Raw genomic sequence first — 17,489 nt, 5'->3', positions numbered from 1 at the left:
CTCCTCAGGCTGCGATGTGGGAAATGTAGGGCTCCCACTGGGGGTCGCCGTGTTCCGCGCCGTTGATCAGTCGCCAGCTCACCCCGCGGGGCACCCGGGGGGTGACATTCAGCGTCCAGCCCAGTTCGTCCAGCAGGCGATCCGCCTTCCGGTGGTTGCACTGCTTACAGGACGCGACACAGTTCTCCCACAGGTGCCCTCCACCCCGGCTGCGGGGAATAACATGGTCGATGGTCTCCGCCCGCCGACCGCAGTAGGCGCAGTGGTGATTGTCGCGACGCATCAGTGCCGCCCGGGTGAGTGGCACCCGACGTCGGTAGGGTACGCGCACATACCGGCGCAGGCGGATCACCGAGGGCACCGGAAGCATGTTCGTGGTCGAGCGCAACACGGATCCCGCGGCGTCTCCGTGCACGACATCGGCCTTCTCGCGCAGGACCAGCAGAATCGCGCGCCGCAGCGAAACCGTGGTCAGTGGCTCGTAACTCGCGTTGAGCAGGAGCACATGCCCGTTGATCCGGCCGATGGCCGGTCCGGATTCCGGTCCACACGCGGCGCTCATCCAAGCTCCCCGATGCAGGGGATGTGCCCTGGTCGTATCGCCATCCCGGCAAGCCGTGAGGCTAGCCAGGAAACCTCCCTCAGGGTCGGCGTGTACACCGACCCTAACCGTGTTAGATCAGCCACACGGACCTCCCGTGGGTGCTTCCGCTGAGCAAAGTCCCGCCTTTAGTGTGCGTTGTGAACTCCCCTTCCCGCCACCCCATTTGACGGTGGGTTTTGCGGACAGCGGGTGAACAGTGGGGCTGCCGCATCCACGAACCAGACCGGGAACGCTTCGGTGCGGGGCGTGTCACCCCCGCGCCGGGACACCCAACGTGCCTGGATAGGCTGCGTACATGCCCGAAGTGCGCTATCCGGAGGCTCACCGTGTCGACACGAACGACGTGCACCACGGCCGTCGGGTAACGGACCCCTACCGCTGGCTCGAGGATGCGAACTCTCCAGAAACCAAGGAGTGGAGCCAGGCGCAGGACGCCCTGTTCAGTCAGCAGGCGGACACGTGGCCACACCGCTGGTGGTTCCGCCGCACGATCCGAGACCTCTTCGGCTCTGGAAGCGTGACACCACCCGTGTGGCGGGGGCAGCGGCGCTTCGTGCTGCGCCGGGAGCCGGACCAGGAGCACGGGGTGCTGTACCTGGTCACACACCCCGGCGAAGCTGAACGGGTTCTGATCGATCCCACCGCGTTGGCGCCCGACGGAACCACGACCCTGGATGCTTGGTGGCCCGACCCCACCGGCCGACTTCTGGCCTACCAGCTGTCCAGTGGTGGGGACGAGGAGTCCCTCCTGCACGTGATGGACGTGGACACGGGGGAACTCGTGGACGGTCCAATCGACCGGTGCCGTTACTCGCCAATCGCCTGGCTTCCCGACGGTTCGGCCTTCTACTACGTGCGCCGTCTGCCACCGGCCGAGGTGCCCACGGGAGAGGAGCAGTACCACCGTCGTGTGTACGTGCACCGGGTTGGTGCGCCCTGCCGGTCCGACACACTGGTCTTCGGAGCGGGACGCGACCACACGGAGCACTACGGTGTAGCCGTCAGCGATGACGGTCGCTGGCTCACCGTCACCGCTGCGTTGGGAACCTCGCCCCACAACGACGCCTGGATCGCCGACCTGAGCAGCAGTGACGTCACCCGCCCCCACCTGGTCCCCATCCAGGAGGGCGCCGCCGCGGAGGTCCGGCCACGACTCGGGCGCGATGGCCGGCTCTACCTACTCACCGATCGGGATGCGCCCCGCGGACGGCTGTGTGTGGCAGATCCGCACGCCCCGGACGTCTCGTCCTGGCAGACGCTGCTGCCCACCGACCCGGAAGCGGTCCTCAGCGATATCGCGATTCTCGACGGGCCGGCCGAGCATCGCCGCCTGGTGGCGCTCTGGCACCGGCACGCGATCAGTGAACTCTCCGTGCACGATCTCGACAGCGGCACCCTCGTCGAACAGATTCCACTCCCCGGGCACGGTTCCGTCACCGGGCTGCGGTCCCGGCCGGAGGGCGGACACGAGGCCTGGTTCACCTACACCGACCACACCCGGCCGATGCAGGTACTGCACTATGACGCGCTGGCCGGCACCGGCACGGAACCCACCCTGTGGGAAGCCGCCCCCGGTTCGCCCGCTGTGCCCGCCGTGCGAACCGAGCAGATCACCTACACCTCGGCCGACGGCACTCCGGTGCGCATGCTACTGCTGTCCCCGCCCGACGCGCGCACGGCCCGCCCGACCATCCTGTACGGATACGGTGGTTTCGCGATCTCCCTGACCCCGGCATATTCGGCGAGCATCCTGGCCTGGATCCAGGCCGGTGGCAGCTACGCCATCGCCAATCTGCGCGGGGGCCGGGAGGAAGGCGAGGAATGGCATCGCGCCGGCATGCTCGCCAATAAGCAGAACGTGTTCGATGACTGTATCGCCGCGGCCGAACACCTCATCGACACCGGGGTCACCACCCCGGAGCAGCTTGCGGTCCTGGGTGGCAGCAATGGCGGCCTCCTCGTGGGGGCGGTCACCACCCAGCGCCCCGACCTGTTCAACGCGGCCGTGTGCGCCGCCCCCCTCCTGGACATGGTGCGCTACGAACACGTCGGCCTGGGGCAGCTGTGGAACGTGGAGTACGGCAGTGCCCAGGATCCCCAGCAGCTCGAATGGCTGCTGTCGTACTCGCCGTACCACGCGGTACAGCCCGGGGTGCGTTATCCGGCGACCCTGTTCTCCGTGTACGACAACGACACCCGCGTGGACCCCATGCACGCCCGCAAGATGTGTGCCGCACTGCAACACGCAACCAGTGCCCCGCCCAGCCATGGGCCGGTACTGCTGCGCCGCGAGTCCGATGTCGGCCACAGCGCGCGCTCGCTGTCCCGAACCGTCGACGTCAACGCCGACCATCTTGCGTTTCTCGCCCGATACACGGGCCTGTCCCATCCAGAGGAGCCGATGCCCCGCCTCGCCTCGCGCCCCAACCGCGCCCGCCTGCCCCAGGGCGCGGAGCCGAAGCGCCACGTCCACTACGCACAGGTTCGCTACGCCGATATCGACCAACAGCACCATGTGAACAACGTGCGGATGCTGACCTACCTGGAGGACGCCCGAATCTCCCTGTTGCGGTGGAATGACACCGAGGCGTCCACCTTCGGGGACGTCGTCGTGGCCCGCCAGGAAGCCGACTACCTTGCCCCGCTACTGATGCGTGCGCACCCCCTACGGGTGGAAACATGGGTCACCGAGGTCCGGCGTGCCAGCTTCACCCTCGCCTACGAGATCCGGGACGGCGACGACACCGACCACAGTGGCCCGGTCTATCTGCGTGCACGCACTGTCCTTGCTGGTTTCGACTCGACCACGCAGCGCTCTCGGCGTCTCAGTGAACCCGAGCGAGAGTTCCTACACTCCTATTTGACCACCGAGTAGGGCATGTCCCAGCACGCTGGCGGTGGGAGCGGGAGGGCTTCGGCCGAACGCCGTGCGCCTGGGTCAGTCAAACAACTCGGTGACGTTGTCCACGGTGGCCGCACGTCGGATCCACAGCTCCAACTGATCCAGATCCCGGCACGACATGATGCGCTCGCGCTGCTCGGATGACGGTTCCAGGCCTCGAGCCTCCAAGACCGCAATCAACGCCCGCGCCTCGCCTTCAGCACGTCCCTCGGTGCGTCCCTCGGTGCGTCCTTGGGCGCGCCCCTTCTCGACGTAGCTTTCGGTGAACTCACTCATGTACTCGAAGGTGCCCGCCGCCATCAGAGCCTCCATGTACGCCCGTTCGGATTCGTGGAGTAGCGCAAGGACATACCCAGTGTATCGACGCGCCCGGTCGGAATCGATCTTGTCCAACCCCGCACACAGAATGTCCACGGCGGTCTGCGCGCCGCCATGCGCAAGGACGGAGAGAACGCCCAGTTCCGGACACTCCGCGACCTGCCGCGCGTCGGTGAGGGCAGGCACACGGTTCGGTCCGACAACGAGGGGACGCAGGACAAAGGTTGGCCCCAACTTGTAGTTGCGGTCATAGTAGTCGGCCGTCTGCTGGTTCGGGCAGAGCACCAGCACGGCCACCGGACATGCGCGACGCTCGGCGAACGTCGCGGCGTATGTGGCCCAGCTGCGAAACTTGTGCTGCCGTGCCGAACGTTGAATCTCGACGACGACCCCGAGCTGTGGCAGTCTCTCGTTCGCGCCGAGGACGATCACGGCCGCGTCCGAGCGGTGCTCGGTCGGCTCGCAGTCGGTGAACTCCGCGGAGTCGGAAGCAACGTGCGCCTCGGAGTCGGGAACCTCGATTCCGCACACGTCCCGCAGGAGGCGCACGGCCAGCCGTGGCTGGTCCCGGAACAGCTGCACGAGGACCTCGTGCTCGAAACTGGGCATGGCCGGATCTTACGCCCCGGAACGGGCCACACGCAGAGAGTTCGCAAAGTTCCGACTACTCGGTCTACTCGGTGACCGGCAGCCCCGAATCACGCTCCTCGGCCGGGGTGTTCACCATGCTGTGCGCGGCGTAGACGAGATAGTCCCACAACATCCGGTCCAGGTGCTGGGGTAGCTCCAGCTCGTCCACCGCGACGCGCATGTGGTCCAGCCACCGGTCACGTTCGGCCGGCCCGATCCGGAACGGGGCGTGCCGCATGCGCAGGCGGGGGTGGCCACGCTGATCACTGTAGGTTCGCGGACCACCCCAGTACTGCATCAGGAACAGGCGTAGCCGTTCCTCGGCCGGCCCGAGATCCTCCTCGGGATACAACGCCCGCAGTTGGGGATCGTTGGCGACACCCGCATAGAACCGGCGGACGAGGCGGGTGAAGGTCTCTTCGCCTCCCACCGCCTCGTAGAAGGTCATCTTGGACTCGTCTGCGGTGCTCATCGTCGCCTGCCACCCTATGCGAAGGAACGAAGCCGGGTCAGTCCCGGGTCAGCTTCCGGTGGGTGACCGCATGGGGACGTGCGGCCTCCGGGCCCATGCGCTCGATCTTGTTCCGTTCGTAGGACTCGAAGTTGCCCTCGAACCAGAACCAGTTCGCGCCGCCCTCCCAGGCGAGGATATGGGTGGCGACCCGATCCAGGAACCACCGATCGTGGCTGGTGATCACCGCACATCCCGGGAAGTCCAACAGCGCGTTCTCCAGGGAGGCGAGGGTGTCCACATCCAGGTCATTGGTGGGCTCGTCCAGTAGCAGCAGGTTTCCCCCCTGCTTGAGGGTCAGAGCCAGGTTCACCCGGTTACGTTCCCCGCCCGAGAGGACCTCCGCGGGCTTCTGTTGGTCCGAACCCTTGAAGCCGAACGCGGCGACGTAGGCACGACTGGGGATCTCCACGTTGCCGACCCGGATGAACGTCTCCCCGTCGCTGATGGCCTCCCACACGTTCTTGTCGCCGGCGATTCGTTCCCGGGACTGGTCCACATAGGAAATCTGCACCGTGTTGCCGACGGAAATGGAACCGGAATCCGGCTTCTCCTCCCCCATGATCATTCGGAACAGGGTGGTCTTCCCGACACCGTTGGGGCCAATGACGCCCACAATGCCGTTCGGTGGCAACGAGAAACTGAGGTTCTCGATCAGCAGCCGGTCGTCGAATCCCTTGGTGAGGTTCTCCACCTCCACCACGCTGGAGCCCAGCCGAGGCCCCGGCGGAATCTGGATCTCCTCGAAGTCCAGCTTGCGCTTCTGGGCCGCCTCGGCGGCCATCTCCTCGTACCGCTGGAGCCGCGCCTTACTCTTGCTCTGCCGGGCCTTGGGGTTGGAGCGGACCCACTCCAGTTCCTCGTTGAGCCGGCGCTCCCGCTTGGCGTCCTTCTGCCCCTCGACCTTGAGCCGGGCGGACTTCGTCTCCAGGTAGGTGGTGTAGTTGCCCTCGTAGGGGTAGAGCTTGCCGCGGTCCAGTTCGAGGATCCAGGTCGCGACGTTCTCCAGGAAGTACCGATCGTGGGTGATCGCGATAATCGTGCCGGGGTACTTCTCCAGGTGCTGCTCCAGCCACTGCACGCTCTCCGCGTCCAGATGGTTGGTGGGCTCGTCCAGCAACAGCAGGTCGGGCCGCTCCAGCAACAGCCGGCACAGGGCCACCCTCCGGCGCTCGCCACCGGAGAGCTGGGATACCAGTGCGTCACCGGGTGGGCACCGCAGCGCGTCCATGGCCTGGGCCAGCTGACTGTCCAGGTCCCAGGCACCCCGATGGTCAAGCTGCTCCTGAAGCCGCCCCATCTCCTCGAGCAGTTCCTCGGAGTAGTCCGTGGCCATCTGCTCGGCAATCTCGTTGAACCGGGCGACCATCGCCTTCGTCTCGGCCACACCGTCCTCAACGTTCTCCAGCACCGTTTTGGAGGTGTCCAGATGCGGCTCCTGAGCCAGAAGCCCCACCGAGAAACCAGGCATCAGCCGGGCCTCACCGTTGGACGGCTGGTCAACCCCTGCCATCAGTTTCAGCAGGGAAGACTTACCCGCTCCGTTCGGACCGACGACGCCGATCTTGGCGCCCGGCAGGAACGAACCCGAGACGTCGTCCAAGATGACCTTGTCGCCGTGCGCCTTGCGCACGTTCCGCATGGTGTAGATGTACTCCGGCATGCCCCCAGCCTAGGACGCAACCGCCGGTGCCCCGGCCATTGTGCCGGAACCGATTGCACTGAACTCAGCCAAGCTGAGGAACGCCAGAACGCTGTGGTGGCCCAACGGATCACTCGGCACCGAACGGAGTCCCGCCGGGGCACTGTTCGGGAACGACCGTCGCCCACCTCTGGGGCGGCAGCCCACACTGGAGGGCCCGCCGCAGCAGCAGTGCCATGGGATAGTTCGGATCTGCACCCAGAACCCGGTCCAAGGCGAGATTGGCCAGTGCACCCCGGCCCGACTGCCAGGCGGCGAACGCGGCCAGTGCGCCGGGCGCGACGCGATAGCGCGGCTCCGCATTGCGGAGGATCCACTGCCACAGGTGCAACTGAGCCTCGGCGTTCTCCGGGCGAATCCGCAGCCAGGCCTCGTCCCGAACCCGGGTGTCCCGCACCGCCAGGCACAACCACGCCAACTCGGCCGGATCCTGTGGAAGGGCACCGTGATCCGCAGCCGCAGCCGCGGCTCGCACGGATTCGGTGCCTGCCGTCCGGAGGTGTTCCTCCTCGGGGGGCTCCCCCTCCAGCCGGTGCGTAGCCTCGCTCATCGCCGCGCGCCGCGGCCCGGTCACGGGATCCAGCACGGAATCGAGCTGGCTCCGGTCCGCGTAGGCAACGAAACCGGCCGCGACCATCTGGGTGGGGATGAGGGAATTCTGCGGGTCGAAGGGCATCCCGGTGGCAGGGCAGCACGTTCCGGTGCAGGTGTAGGACCAGTAGCGCCCCTCGGTGAACCGGAGGGCCTCCCTCAGTTCCACCCCTCGCGCGGCCACCGCCTGCTGAACCGCATCCACACAGGGGGTGACCCGGTGTGCTGGGCCGTACCCCACCAGGACAACGAACGCGGCGTTGGCGGCGTGGATCGGCTGGGTCACAATCGCGGCCGTGGCCGGAGCCTCGGCCGCAACCGTGGGCAGATCACAGCGCGCACTACAGCAGATGGTCTGTCGGCTGCCCTGGCGGGCGATACCCACCAGGACGAGACTGTCCCGGGGATGGAATCCGAGCAGGTAGGGGACGGCCGCCAAGAGATCGGACGGGCCAGTGAGGGTCAGGGACGGAAGGGGGACGTTTGCGGGCACCTGCGGTTGTTCAGCCATGGGGACACGGTGCGACCACCGACTCCCCACCGACAATGTCCATTGGCGCCCTGTGGACACGTCCCCTCCACACGCACCCACAGGGGGCCGGACGGCGGGGCCGCCCGCGCTAGTGGGGCGGCGCGGCCTCCCGAGCCCGGTCCGGGCTCGCGACGGCGAGTGCGGCACGGAACCGTTCGTACTCGTGCAGCTCCCGCTCGATCGGGGCGAGCACCCGGTCGGCCACGATCGCGGCGATACGTTCGCGCCCCGGGCGTTCAATATCGTCCCGCAGCCGCGTGGCCGCGACATCAACCAGATTGCGACAGCCGACCTCGGCCAACCATCCCACGGCCAGGCTGGCGGTCAGCAGCACCGCGGCCAGGATCCCGAAGCCCAGATCGTCCAACACGGCCACCCCGGTGTCCACTCCGGCGATTCGAAGCCCAAGCAGCGTACCCAGCCACAGCAGGCTGGCTCCGGCCACCACCAGCACGGCGTTCTGCGCCCACTGGGCGAGCTGCCACCAGCGCGGCACCTGGTCCTGCGGAACCCGGACCGCACCGTCGAGCAGCTCGGGAAGTTCGGTGGCGCTGCTGCGCGCCGCGGCCCGTACCCGGGAGGGCCAGGGATCGGGAAGCCCGGTCGCGGACTCCCGTGCCGTGTCGTCCAGGGCGGCGTCCAGGACCGCCCGCTGTGTTCCGATCTGCGTGTCGACATGTCCCCGGGTTGCGTTGTCGAGCATGTCCAGCCGGATATGGCGGTTCGACCCGCGCCGCGCCCGACGCACCCACTCCGCCAACGGCCAGGCCACGTACGTGCCTCCGGTACGTTCGTGTGCCGTCTCGGTGGCTGCGGCGATCCCGGTGAGTCCACTCGCGTCGAGGGCGGCGTTGAAGAGGCGTTCCCGCACCTCCGGGGGGACCCCCAGGAGTTCCCCGTCATGCCCACGGGGCAGTTGCGGCCCAACATGCGCGGTGAACTGGGTGATGAGTCGTTCCAGATCGGCGCCGAGGCGCTGCACCGAAGCATCGCGCTGCCGAACCGTCTCGACCAGCAGCTCCCGCAATTGTGGCAGCCCGGCCCCGGTCAGGGTCGACACCGTCACGATGCGCGGCTGTGCCCCCGACTCGGTCTCCAGAAGTCGCTGGAGGTCCAGCAGGCACTCCTCCATCTCCCGGTGGGAGAGCCGGTCCACTTGATTGAGCACCGTAACCATCACGGAGTCGTGTCCGGACATCTGCGCCAGGTGGCGGTGGTGTACCGCGGCGTCCGCATACTTCTGGGGGTCCAGAACCCACACCATCAGGTCCACCACCCCCAACAGGCGCTCAGCCTCGGCGACCTGGGCCGACTGCACCGAATCGTGGTCGGGGAGATCCAGCAGGATCAGCCCGGTCAGATCGTCATCGATCCGGTCCAGCTCGCTGCTCCGGGAATGGCGGAGGCGCTCGGACACACCCAGCCAGTCCAGCACCGGGGCCGCGCCGTCGGATCCCCACACGCACGCGTGGGTGGAGGATGTTGTGGGGCGGAGAATGCCCACCTCGGAGAAGTCGAGTCCACACAACGCGTTGAAGAGCGAGGACTTGCCGCTTCCAGTTCCCCCCGCCAGGGCGACGACGGTGTGGTCCGCGGACAGCCTCAGACGCGTGCCCGCCTGGTCCAGGAGCCGACGCGCCGACGTGACCGTCGATTCCGGAAGCGTGGACCCACCGATCTCGACCAGGGTGGAGAGGGCGTCCAGCCGCCTGATCAGATCCGGGCGGGACAGCCCGGACGCAGCCACATCCTCGGTCAGCTCCGGCTCCGGCGGCCGGGGGGAGGAGAACCCCGCCTCGGAAGCGATGCCGCTGCCGTACCCCGCGGACTCCACAGCGGCACCTCCGGCGGCCGGCGCGGGATTCGGATCGTCCTCTGCTGCCGTCGCGGCGAGGCTGTCCACCCAGTCGGCGAGCTGTTCCGGATCGGCCGGATCGGCCCGATGCCGGGATCGTCGCTCGTCCGGAACACGCTGGGTATTCGCTCCCGGGCGTCGGCGCGGTAGCTGGGCTGCCGTCTGGTCGGCCGGCTGGGCGGCCTGGAGCTGCTCCTGACCTCCCGGGCGGGCCCCGTGTCCCGCGCCGACGGTCTCTGCGGACTCATCAACAGCCAGCCGGTCCTGCACCCGCCCCTGTGCGTCGCCCGGCCACGACTGCGCGGTCACCCAGCCAGCCTCGTCGACATCACGACTCGCGGGCGCAGAGCCCTGCCACGAGGATTCGTCGCCCGCACCCGGAGTGTGCGCAGCATTGCGGTCAGTGTTCATCGCACGATCTCGATGTTGTATATCGCCTGGTAGAGGTGAACAGCCGCGGTTTCCGCAGGGAGGTTGGCCGCGCTCAACGCGGCGACGAACCGCTGCTTCTCCGCGTCCAACAGCATGGCGATCCGCGCCTCCAGATCCCGCGTAGCCCGGTCGCCGATACTGCGCAGAGACTCGGCCCCGAACAGCGACCGTAGCAGTCGCCGCGGTACGGCCGCGCCCTCGATGCTGCCAACGCTGCCCGACGCCTCGGAAATCCCGAAGCCCAGCAGGCCAACGGTCAGTACCTGAGCGAACGCCTCCCGGTCGTAGGTCACCAGCCGGGCCGCGGTTCGCTTCGCCACCCCGTCCCCGGAGACCAGGTCCACGATTCCCTGCTGCCATTCGGCGATGCTGGCACGGGCACGTTCGGGAAAATCCTCGGTGATTCCGGTCAGACCGTGCTGTGCGGCGAGCTCGGCCCCTCCCTCGACCTTGGACCACTCGGCCAACACCTGGTCCATGGCGCGCTCCGCCCCGGACACCAGCAGCGCCGTGAGGGAGTCGGCCACGGCCTCTGCAACTCCACGAACCCGGGTGTCATCGACCGGCTGTTCCCGGCGCCGCATGCGTCGACGCAGGGAGGGGGTAAGTTCCCCACTGGCCGCGAGATCGCGCCATCGGGCCAGCAGGTTGCCGTGCAGCAGCGATCCGTCCCGGGCCTGGGACATCAGGTGGGCACGAACCGCCGGATAGATCCGCTCCGGGGGCGCGGCCAGGGCCTCCCGCGCCTCCAGTTGGGTCTCCACCTGGCGCGCGAGTTCGGGAACCCGGGTGCGAAAGCTCTCCAGGACGCCGTCGAAGGTGCGCCGGGTTACCGTGGAACGCAGGGCGATTTCCCCGGCGACATCGGCCAGGAACGTACGAACCATGTCCACGGTTCCCCCCGTGAACCTCCCCTCGGCGACCTGGTCCGTCTCGGGGATCGTGAACCGTGCGGCGCCATCCAGACCGTTGGCCGCGAGCATGGCGTCGAAATGGCGCACCAGCTGGTCCTCACCGCGCCGTGGCGTCCGGGAGAGCACCACCGCCAGGGAGGTGTCCCGATCCCGCGCGACCTGGAGAAACTCCCACACCCGAGCATCGGCGTAGCGGGCACTGGTGGTGACGAACACCCAGAGGTCGGCCGCGTCGAGGAACTTCGCGGCAAACTCGTGATGGCTGGAGACCACCGAGTCCACATCCGGGGTGTCCAACAGGGCGACGCCCGGCGGCATGCACTCACTGGCCGCCAGGACCAGCATGCCGTCCTTACCGGGCATCGCCAGCCCCTGTTGCCGTACCCGCGGCAGGGTCGGCAGGAAGGACGCCTCGCTGAACCACTCAGTGTCCGCGGGATTGCACGCCAGAACCGGACTGTTGGTGGTTGGCCGGCGCACCCCGGTCGTGGTCACCTGTTCCCCGACCAGGCTGTTCACCAGTGTGGATTTGCCCGCACCCGTGGATCCGGCCACGGCGATCAGCATCGGCACGTCGTTGCGGCGCACCCGGGGCAGCACGAAGTCGTCCAACTGGTCGAGCACGTCGCGCCGGGCGACCTCGCCTCGCTCCGCGCCGGGAAGCCCGTCCGCCAGCCTCAGGTTCTTGGCCTGCGACCGCAGTTCCAGAAGCGCTTGCTCCAGCGAGCTCGCCTGCCCGCCGGCGTCACCGAGCGTCGTTCCATCCCCGGACATGCTCGCGCCTCTCTGTCGCTCCTCTGTGGTCACGTACCCCGGGGCCCACCAAGGCGGCTCGGGCGCACAGAACTCTGCGCACCGTGCTCGGACCGGTGCTCCGCGCCGGTGGCCTCGTGGTCCTGGACCCACTGCCGCAGCAGGTCGAGCTCGAGGGGCACGTTCACGACCGGTCCAATCACGATGATCGCGGGCGGGCGCACCTCGGCTGCGGCGGCATCGACGGTGCCGAGCGTAGCCACCACGGTCGACTGGGTGGGCAGGGTTCCCTCCTGGATCAACGCCACCGGCGTGTCGGCGGAGCGACCGTTGGCCAGGAGCGTCGCCGCGATCTCCGAGATGCGTTCCACACCCATCAGCGCGACGATCGTACCCGTTCCGGCGGCCAGGCTCGCCCAGTCCACTGTGGATCGGGAACTTCCCGGTGCCGCGTGCCCGGACACCACGTGCAGGTCCTGGGTGATCCCCCGCTGGGTCACCGGAATCCCCGCGACCGCGGGGGCAGCGAGTGCGCTGGTCACACCGGGCACCACGGTGACCGGAACACCCGCGCGGACGCAGGCCGCCATCTCTTCGCCGCCCCGCCCGAACAGGAAGGGGTCACCCCCCTTGAAGCGCACCACAAACTTCCCGGCCTGTGCCCGTTCCACCAGGATCCGGTTGATCTCCTCCTGGGGCATGGCGCGCCCGTAGGGGACCTTGGCCGCATCCACCACCTCGACCTCGGTCGAGAGCTCGTCCAGCAACGCTGTCGGCGCGAGCCGGTCCGCGACCACCACGTCGGCCTGGGCGAGGAGCTGCCGCCCCCGCACCGTGACCAGGCCGGGGTCGCCGGGGCCACCTCCGACCAGAGCCACCCCACTCAGCCGTTCCCGACCCCGCCGGGCATCGAGACTCCCCTCGGCCAGAGCGTCGGTAATGGTGTCGCGCAGTCCGGCAGCGCGCCGCGGATCACCGTCGGTCAATACACCGACCATAGCCCCGCCGGCCTCCCCGCTTGCCGGGGTCCAGGCGCTGGACGCGTGCCGATCGTCGGCACGCACACACCACACGCGCGCCTCCTCGGCTTCGGCCGCGATGGCGGCGTTCACGTCCGGATCGTCCGTGGCCGCATGCACCAACCAGAACTGGGCCAGACCGCCCAGAACCACGTCGCCGGCCCGGGCGTAGCCCCGCTGCCAGGTGATTCGCCCCGCGTCGGCGAGATCTTCCAACGCCGGGGTGAGCTGCGGACTGACCACAGTAACGCGCGCGCCCGCGCGCAGCAGCGCAGGCACACGCCGCCCCGCGACCCGCCCTCCGCCGACGACGAGCACATCGCGCCCGTCGAGGCGAAGCCCAAGCAGATACGTCACCGAGGGTACCCTTCCATGCTGTCCCAGCCTGCCGGACACATACCACGTGTTCAACAGGTGGTGGGATCCATCGCCGTTGTCAAGATACCGCGCCACGGAACATCGGTGCGCGGCATCCGGGTAAGTTCGATTGGATTGTGACCGGTTTCCACCGATGTGTACGTATCGACGGAAACCCGTGTGTGACCTGCCGTAATCCAGGCAGGTGGCGGTCACCGCTCGGGCGATCGCGTGTCGCGCTTATCGGTGACTCCGGCCGCGTCGAAGGTCGCCACATCCCGCAGCGCGCGGATCGCCCCCTGAACCAGGGGTAGTGCCAGTAGCGCACCGGACCCCTCCCCGAGCCGCAGCTCGAGGTCGACCAGGGGACGCAACTCGAGATGTTCCAGGATGATCGCGTGTCCGGGTTCGCTGGACCGATGCCCGGCCACACACGCCGTGCGGGCCTCGGGGGCGATCGCGGTGGCAACCAGGGCGGCGGCTCCGGCAATCACACCGTCCAGAATCACCGGCACCCGCTGGGCCGCCGCGCCGAGAATGAATCCGGCCAGGGCCGCGTGTTCGAGGCCGCCCACGGCCGCCACCGCCCGCAGCGGCTCCCGGGACGTGGGCTGGTTGACCTCCAGTCCCTGGCGAACCACATCGACCTTGCGTTGCAGGGTCGGATCGTCGACCCCGGTCCCACGGCCGGTGACCTCGGCGGCGTCCCTGCCGGTGAACGTCGCGATCAGAGCCGCGGAGGCCGTGGTGTTCGCGATGCCCATATCCCCGGTCAACAAGCAGCGGTTCCCTGCGGCCACCAGGTCTCGGGCAACCTCGATACCGGCCTCGACCGCGTGCCGCGCCTGGTCAACCGACATGGCCGGCCCGGTGGTGAAGTCTCCCGTGCCGCGGGCCACCTTGCGGGGCAGCAGCCCCGGAACAGCCGGAAGATCCCCGGCGACCCCCACGTCGACCACCGTGACCTCGGCGCCGGCCTGGCGGGCGAAGCAGTTCACCACCGCGCCCTCGGCCAGGAAGTTGTGCACCATCTGCGCGGTGACCTCCTGGGGCCAGTGGGTAACCCCCTGGGCATGCACCCCGTGGTCACCCGCGAAGACGGCGACGGCCGCCGGCTCGGGAACCGGCGGTGGGCACTCCCCGGCGAGCCCGGACAGCTCCACCGACACGTCCTCCAGCACGCCCAGGGCACCGGGTGGCTTCGTCATCCGCGACTGCCGCTCCCGCGCCTCGGTCATAGCCGGCTGGCGCGCAGGTCCGATCACCGCCACGGTCTCGTCCAGCAGGCTGGTGGGCGGCTGGCCGGGCAGACCACGCTGCCCGTACTCCTCGCTGTGCACGGCCCAGGACAGCGGCCGGCGCTGGGCCCAACCACCAAGCGCCAGCTCTGGTTCGGGGGGAAACTCGTTCACGTATCCCACACACAGGTAGGCGACAACTTCCAGGTGTGCGGGCAACTCGAGCGCCTGGGCGAGGTCCCGCTCCGCGAAAAAGCTCACCCAGCCTATGCCAAGACCCTCGGCCCGGGCCGCCAGCCACAGGTTCTGCACCGCCAGGGACGCGGAGTAGGCGGCGGTCTGGGGCTGGGCGTGCCGGCCGAGCGTGTGCCGCCCGCCCCGGGTCGGGTCCACGGTCACCGCGATGTTGACCGGAGTGTCCAGAATGGCCTCAACCTTGAGCCCGGTAAAGGCTCGGGCCCGCGCCCCGGGCAGATCCCGGGCGAAGGCATCCCGCTGTTGGTGTGCCAGGTGCTGAACCCGTTCCCGCTGTTCCCGGTCCCGGAGCAGCACGAAGTCCCAGGGCTGGGACAGGCCCACCGAGGGGGCGCGGTGCGCGGCCTCCAGAATCCTGGTCAGAACCTCATCCGGGATCGGATCGGGGCGGAAACCGCTGCGCACGTCCCGCCGTTCCCGGATGGCGCGGTAGACCGCACGGCGCTCCTCCTCGGGGTAGGCGTGCTGCCCCTGCTCCGAGGCTGCCCCGGGGTCAGGCATCCGGCCCGGGGAGACCGACGCCGTTCCGGCTGGCATCGGCCCCGGTTCCGGGAGCAGGCCACCGGCCGGATACCCCTGCGGCGCTACCCAGTCACCTCGGTACGCGGACGGTGCCTGGGGCGCGGGCTCAGCGGATTCGGGGGCAGCGTGCCCCGGTTCCGGCGTCGAAGCAGCGGAACCGGCGGTGTGAGCTGTATTAGCTGCATTAGCTGTATTAGCTGCATCTCCGGGGCTGGGGCTGGCGTGGGTGCCACCCGAGGACGGGACAGCGTCCGGCCCGCCCTGCTGGTGGGGGTCGACTCCACGCAGGGGAATGACGTTGTGTTCGCCGCTCGGCGCGGTGCTGGCGGGAGGGCGCGTGGCCGTGGACGGGGCGGGCGCCCCCGGGGGCTGTTCCGCTGCGGGCGCCTCCCCTTCCGCACTGGAACTACTGCTCCCGGCGCCGTGCCCCTGTTCGGGTAGCCCGTCGAGGAGCCCGGCCCCGCCCTGCGGCTCGGCCGGCGGGGGGTCCCCGCCGGGATGGGTCTGGCCGTGCGAGCTGTCAGGCATAGTCGTTACTCCCCGTGTGGCGGTGCGCTGCGTGCGCAAACCTCGATTCCGTGCTCCGGGCCGCCTGAGCCCCGGCCTCTGGGGCGTCCAGGCGCCGTCACCGGCACACATTCGGCACCAAACCGACCCATTATCCCATTCCCGCTCAGAGCACCTCGGAGAGGGCCCGGGTCAGCATGGCGTTGGTGTCGCGATCCCGGACCGCAATCCGGAACCAGTCCGCGCCGAGGCCGGGAAAGGTATCGCAGCGACGCACCGCGATCCCGCGCTCGCGCAGGGCCTGACGCACCTTCGCTCCCGTCTCCCGGCACCGCCCACGTTCCGGACCGGGAGGCAGCTGCACCAGGAGGAAGGATCCGGCCGCCTCGGGAGTTACCCGCATCCCGATCGTGTCCAGCTCGGCGGCGAAGCGCCGCCGTTCCCGGGCCAGGGCACGGGCCCAAGCCGCGGTCTCGGCAAGCGCGTGTTCCCCGGAACACTCTTCGGCCGCAGCCAGGGCAGGGGTGGACACCGCCCACGGTGGCTGCGCCTGGGCCAGTCGGGCCACCAGGGCGGGCTCGGCGAGCAGGTACCCCACCCGCAGACCGGCTAGTCCCCAGGTCTTGGTCAGGCTCCGGACCACCACCAGCCCGTCCAGATCCGACCGCGCGGCCAGGGACTCAGGCTCACCCTCGACACAGTCGGCAAAGGCTTCGTCCACGACGAGGGTGCGGCCGGGACGGGCCAGCTCGGTCAGGACCGTGGCGGGGTGCAGGACCGATGTCGGATTGGTGGGATTCCCAACAACGACCAGATCCGCGTCCTGGGGCACCGCGCCCGGGTCCAGACGGAAATCCGGCGCCAGCACCACGCGTTCCACGGAGTGCCCCGCGGCACGCAGTGCCGCCTCCGGTTCGGTGAACTGGGGATGCACGACCACGGCCCGGCGGGGGCGCAGGACCCGAGCCAGCAGGGTGAAGGCCTCCGCGGCGCCCGCGGTCAGGAGGACCTCCGCCTCCCCTCGGCCGTGCCGAGACGCCACCGCAGCACGCGCAGGCTGGGGGTCGGGATAGGCGGCCAGGTCAGTGAGCGCTCCCGCGATGCGGTCCGCAAGCCAGGGCGGTGGCGCCCCCGCACGCACGTTCACCGCGAAGTCCACGAGCCCCGGAGCGACCTCCGCATCCCCGTGGTGCCACAGGTCGACATCCTGGCCGCTGGTGGCGTGCGACCCGAAGTCCGTCGCCTCCTCGGCCATCACCACCCACTTTCCGGCATACGTCCGTATACATCACCCGATAGTTCTCCCGCAGGATACGTGGCGATCCCGGCAACAGCCACGGTGACCCCATCCGCTGCCGGACGGGGCACCGTCTTCGGCACGATGAGACCAGGCCTGTCCCGCACCCGGCCCGCCTGCTCCGCAACCTCGGCCACCGCCAGCAACGCGGCGGCTTCGGCCACACTGGAGGTTCCCACCGCCCGATGCACCGTCGAACTCGGCGAGGGCACCGCGACCCCGGACAGACGCTCTGCCGAGTAGGAAACCAGTGGCCAGCGCCACGTTGCCGCGGCTGTGCGCATCCCCGAATCCGACGCTCTGGCCGCACTGGTCGCCAGCACATGGACGCGGGCAGGGTCGATGCCAGCCGCCCGGAGCACGGCATCGACAGCTCGGGGCACAACCGTGGAATCCTGGCCACGACGCGCCCCCACGCCGACGGCCAGCGGCCAGCGCCAGGCCGGTGAAGTGCTCATCCCTCCATTACACGGGATGGACCGATGCGACGTAACCTGGTGTCCGAATCCGAGCTGCACGGCCGGATTCTCCTGGTTTTCTACCGGCCGGA

Annotated in this window: 11 protein-coding genes and 2 pseudogenes; 2 read left to right on the top strand and 11 right to left on the bottom strand. The window is 69.1% G+C overall.

All coding sequences use genetic code 11. The features are described 5' to 3' along the window. Positions 1-4: 4 nt before the first annotated feature. Positions 5-505, bottom strand: a complete 501-nt coding sequence (locus RIF23_RS12315) for an HNH endonuclease (protein ID WP_310912933.1) — start codon at positions 503-505, stop codon at positions 5-7. 394 nt (positions 506-899) lie between these two features. Here RIF23_RS12315 and RIF23_RS12310 point away from each other — a divergent pair. Together RIF23_RS12310 and RIF23_RS12305 are read left to right on the top strand one after the other, a co-directional pair. Further along, positions 900-2,987 (top strand): annotated as a pseudogene (locus RIF23_RS12310) (prolyl oligopeptidase family serine peptidase); the annotation flags it as partial. Between the two features lie 18 nt (positions 2,988-3,005). Next, positions 3,006-3,479, top strand: coding sequence for an acyl-CoA thioesterase (locus RIF23_RS12305; RefSeq protein ID WP_310912932.1), 474 nt, complete (start codon positions 3,006-3,008; stop codon positions 3,477-3,479). A gap of 63 nt (positions 3,480-3,542) precedes the next feature. On the opposite strand, the gene RIF23_RS12300 is transcribed toward RIF23_RS12305, so the two are convergent. The 10 genes and pseudogenes from RIF23_RS12300 to RIF23_RS12255 all read right to left on the bottom strand — a co-directional run bounded on the left by RIF23_RS12300 (position 3,543) and on the right by RIF23_RS12255 (position 17,397). Further along, positions 3,543-4,433, bottom strand: a complete 891-nt coding sequence (locus tag RIF23_RS12300; RefSeq protein ID WP_310912635.1) for an RpnC/YadD family protein — start codon at positions 4,431-4,433, stop codon at positions 3,543-3,545. Positions 4,434-4,527: 94 nt separating this feature from the next. Beyond that, a pseudogene (locus RIF23_RS12295) lies at positions 4,528-4,902 on the bottom strand (globin); the annotation flags it as partial. Positions 4,903-4,963: 61 nt separating this feature from the next. Then, entirely contained in the window at positions 4,964-6,628 is a 1,665-nt protein-coding gene (ettA, locus tag RIF23_RS12290) for an energy-dependent translational throttle protein EttA (RefSeq protein ID WP_310912634.1), read from the bottom strand. 109 nt (positions 6,629-6,737) lie between these two features. Further along, positions 6,738-7,769: a DUF4192 domain-containing protein gene (locus tag RIF23_RS12285; protein WP_310912633.1), complete on the bottom strand. Its 1,032-nt coding sequence runs from the start codon at positions 7,767-7,769 to the stop codon at positions 6,738-6,740. A 109-nt stretch (positions 7,770-7,878) separates the two neighbouring features. Continuing rightward, a complete protein-coding gene (locus RIF23_RS12280; RefSeq protein WP_310912632.1) occupies positions 7,879-10,056 on the bottom strand; it encodes a GTP-binding protein in 2,178 nt (725 codons plus the stop codon). Beyond that, on the bottom strand, positions 10,053-11,765 hold the full coding sequence (locus RIF23_RS12275) for a dynamin family protein (RefSeq protein WP_310912631.1): 1,713 nt from the start codon (positions 11,763-11,765) through the stop codon (positions 10,053-10,055). The genes RIF23_RS12280 and RIF23_RS12275 overlap by 4 nt, the downstream gene beginning before the upstream one ends. 29 nt (positions 11,766-11,794) lie before the next feature. Further along, positions 11,795-13,120, bottom strand: a complete 1,326-nt coding sequence (gene cobA / locus RIF23_RS12270) for a uroporphyrinogen-III C-methyltransferase (protein ID WP_310912630.1) — start codon at positions 13,118-13,120, stop codon at positions 11,795-11,797. A 212-nt stretch (positions 13,121-13,332) separates the two neighbouring features. Beyond that, the gene (gene cobT / locus RIF23_RS12265) at positions 13,333-15,663 is read right to left on the bottom strand and encodes a nicotinate-nucleotide--dimethylbenzimidazole phosphoribosyltransferase (protein WP_310912629.1); all 2,331 of its coding nucleotides are present in this window, start codon (positions 15,661-15,663) and stop codon (positions 13,333-13,335) included. A 145-nt stretch (positions 15,664-15,808) separates the two neighbouring features. Further along, positions 15,809-16,897, bottom strand: coding sequence for an Rv2231c family pyridoxal phosphate-dependent protein CobC (cobC, locus tag RIF23_RS12260; RefSeq protein ID WP_310912628.1), 1,089 nt, complete (start codon positions 16,895-16,897; stop codon positions 15,809-15,811). Further along, entirely contained in the window at positions 16,897-17,397 is a 501-nt protein-coding gene (locus RIF23_RS12255) for a cobalamin biosynthesis protein (RefSeq protein ID WP_310912627.1), read from the bottom strand. Before RIF23_RS12255 ends, cobC begins: the two co-directional genes overlap by 1 nt. Positions 17,398-17,489: the final 92 nt, after the last annotated feature.

The sequence above is a fragment of the Lipingzhangella rawalii genome, from assembly GCF_031628175.1.
GTDB lineage: Bacteria > Actinomycetota > Actinomycetes > Streptosporangiales > Streptosporangiaceae > Lipingzhangella_A > Lipingzhangella_A rawalii.
This window is presented reverse-complemented; position numbering and strand designations above follow the sequence as displayed.

Excerpts from the sequence above, each read along its gene's own strand:
- RIF23_RS12305 (WP_310912932.1), top strand. The coding sequence starts at position 3,006 with ATGCCCCGCCTCGCCTCGCGCCCCAACCGCGCCCGCCTGCCCCAGGGC.
- RIF23_RS12300 (WP_310912635.1), bottom strand. The coding sequence starts at position 4,433 with ATGCCCAGTTTCGAGCACGAGGTCCTCGTGCAGCTGTTCCGGGACCAG.
- ettA (WP_310912634.1), bottom strand. The coding sequence starts at position 6,628 with ATGCCGGAGTACATCTACACCATGCGGAACGTGCGCAAGGCGCACGGC.
- RIF23_RS12285 (WP_310912633.1), bottom strand. The coding sequence starts at position 7,769 with ATGGCTGAACAACCGCAGGTGCCCGCAAACGTCCCCCTTCCGTCCCTG.
- RIF23_RS12280 (WP_310912632.1), bottom strand. The coding sequence starts at position 10,056 with ATGAACACTGACCGCAATGCTGCGCACACTCCGGGTGCGGGCGACGAA.
- RIF23_RS12275 (WP_310912631.1), bottom strand. The coding sequence starts at position 11,765 with ATGTCCGGGGATGGAACGACGCTCGGTGACGCCGGCGGGCAGGCGAGC.
- cobT (WP_310912629.1), bottom strand. The coding sequence starts at position 15,663 with ATGCCTGACAGCTCGCACGGCCAGACCCATCCCGGCGGGGACCCCCCG.
- cobC (WP_310912628.1), bottom strand. The coding sequence starts at position 16,897 with ATGGCCGAGGAGGCGACGGACTTCGGGTCGCACGCCACCAGCGGCCAG.
- RIF23_RS12255 (WP_310912627.1), bottom strand. The coding sequence starts at position 17,397 with ATGAGCACTTCACCGGCCTGGCGCTGGCCGCTGGCCGTCGGCGTGGGG.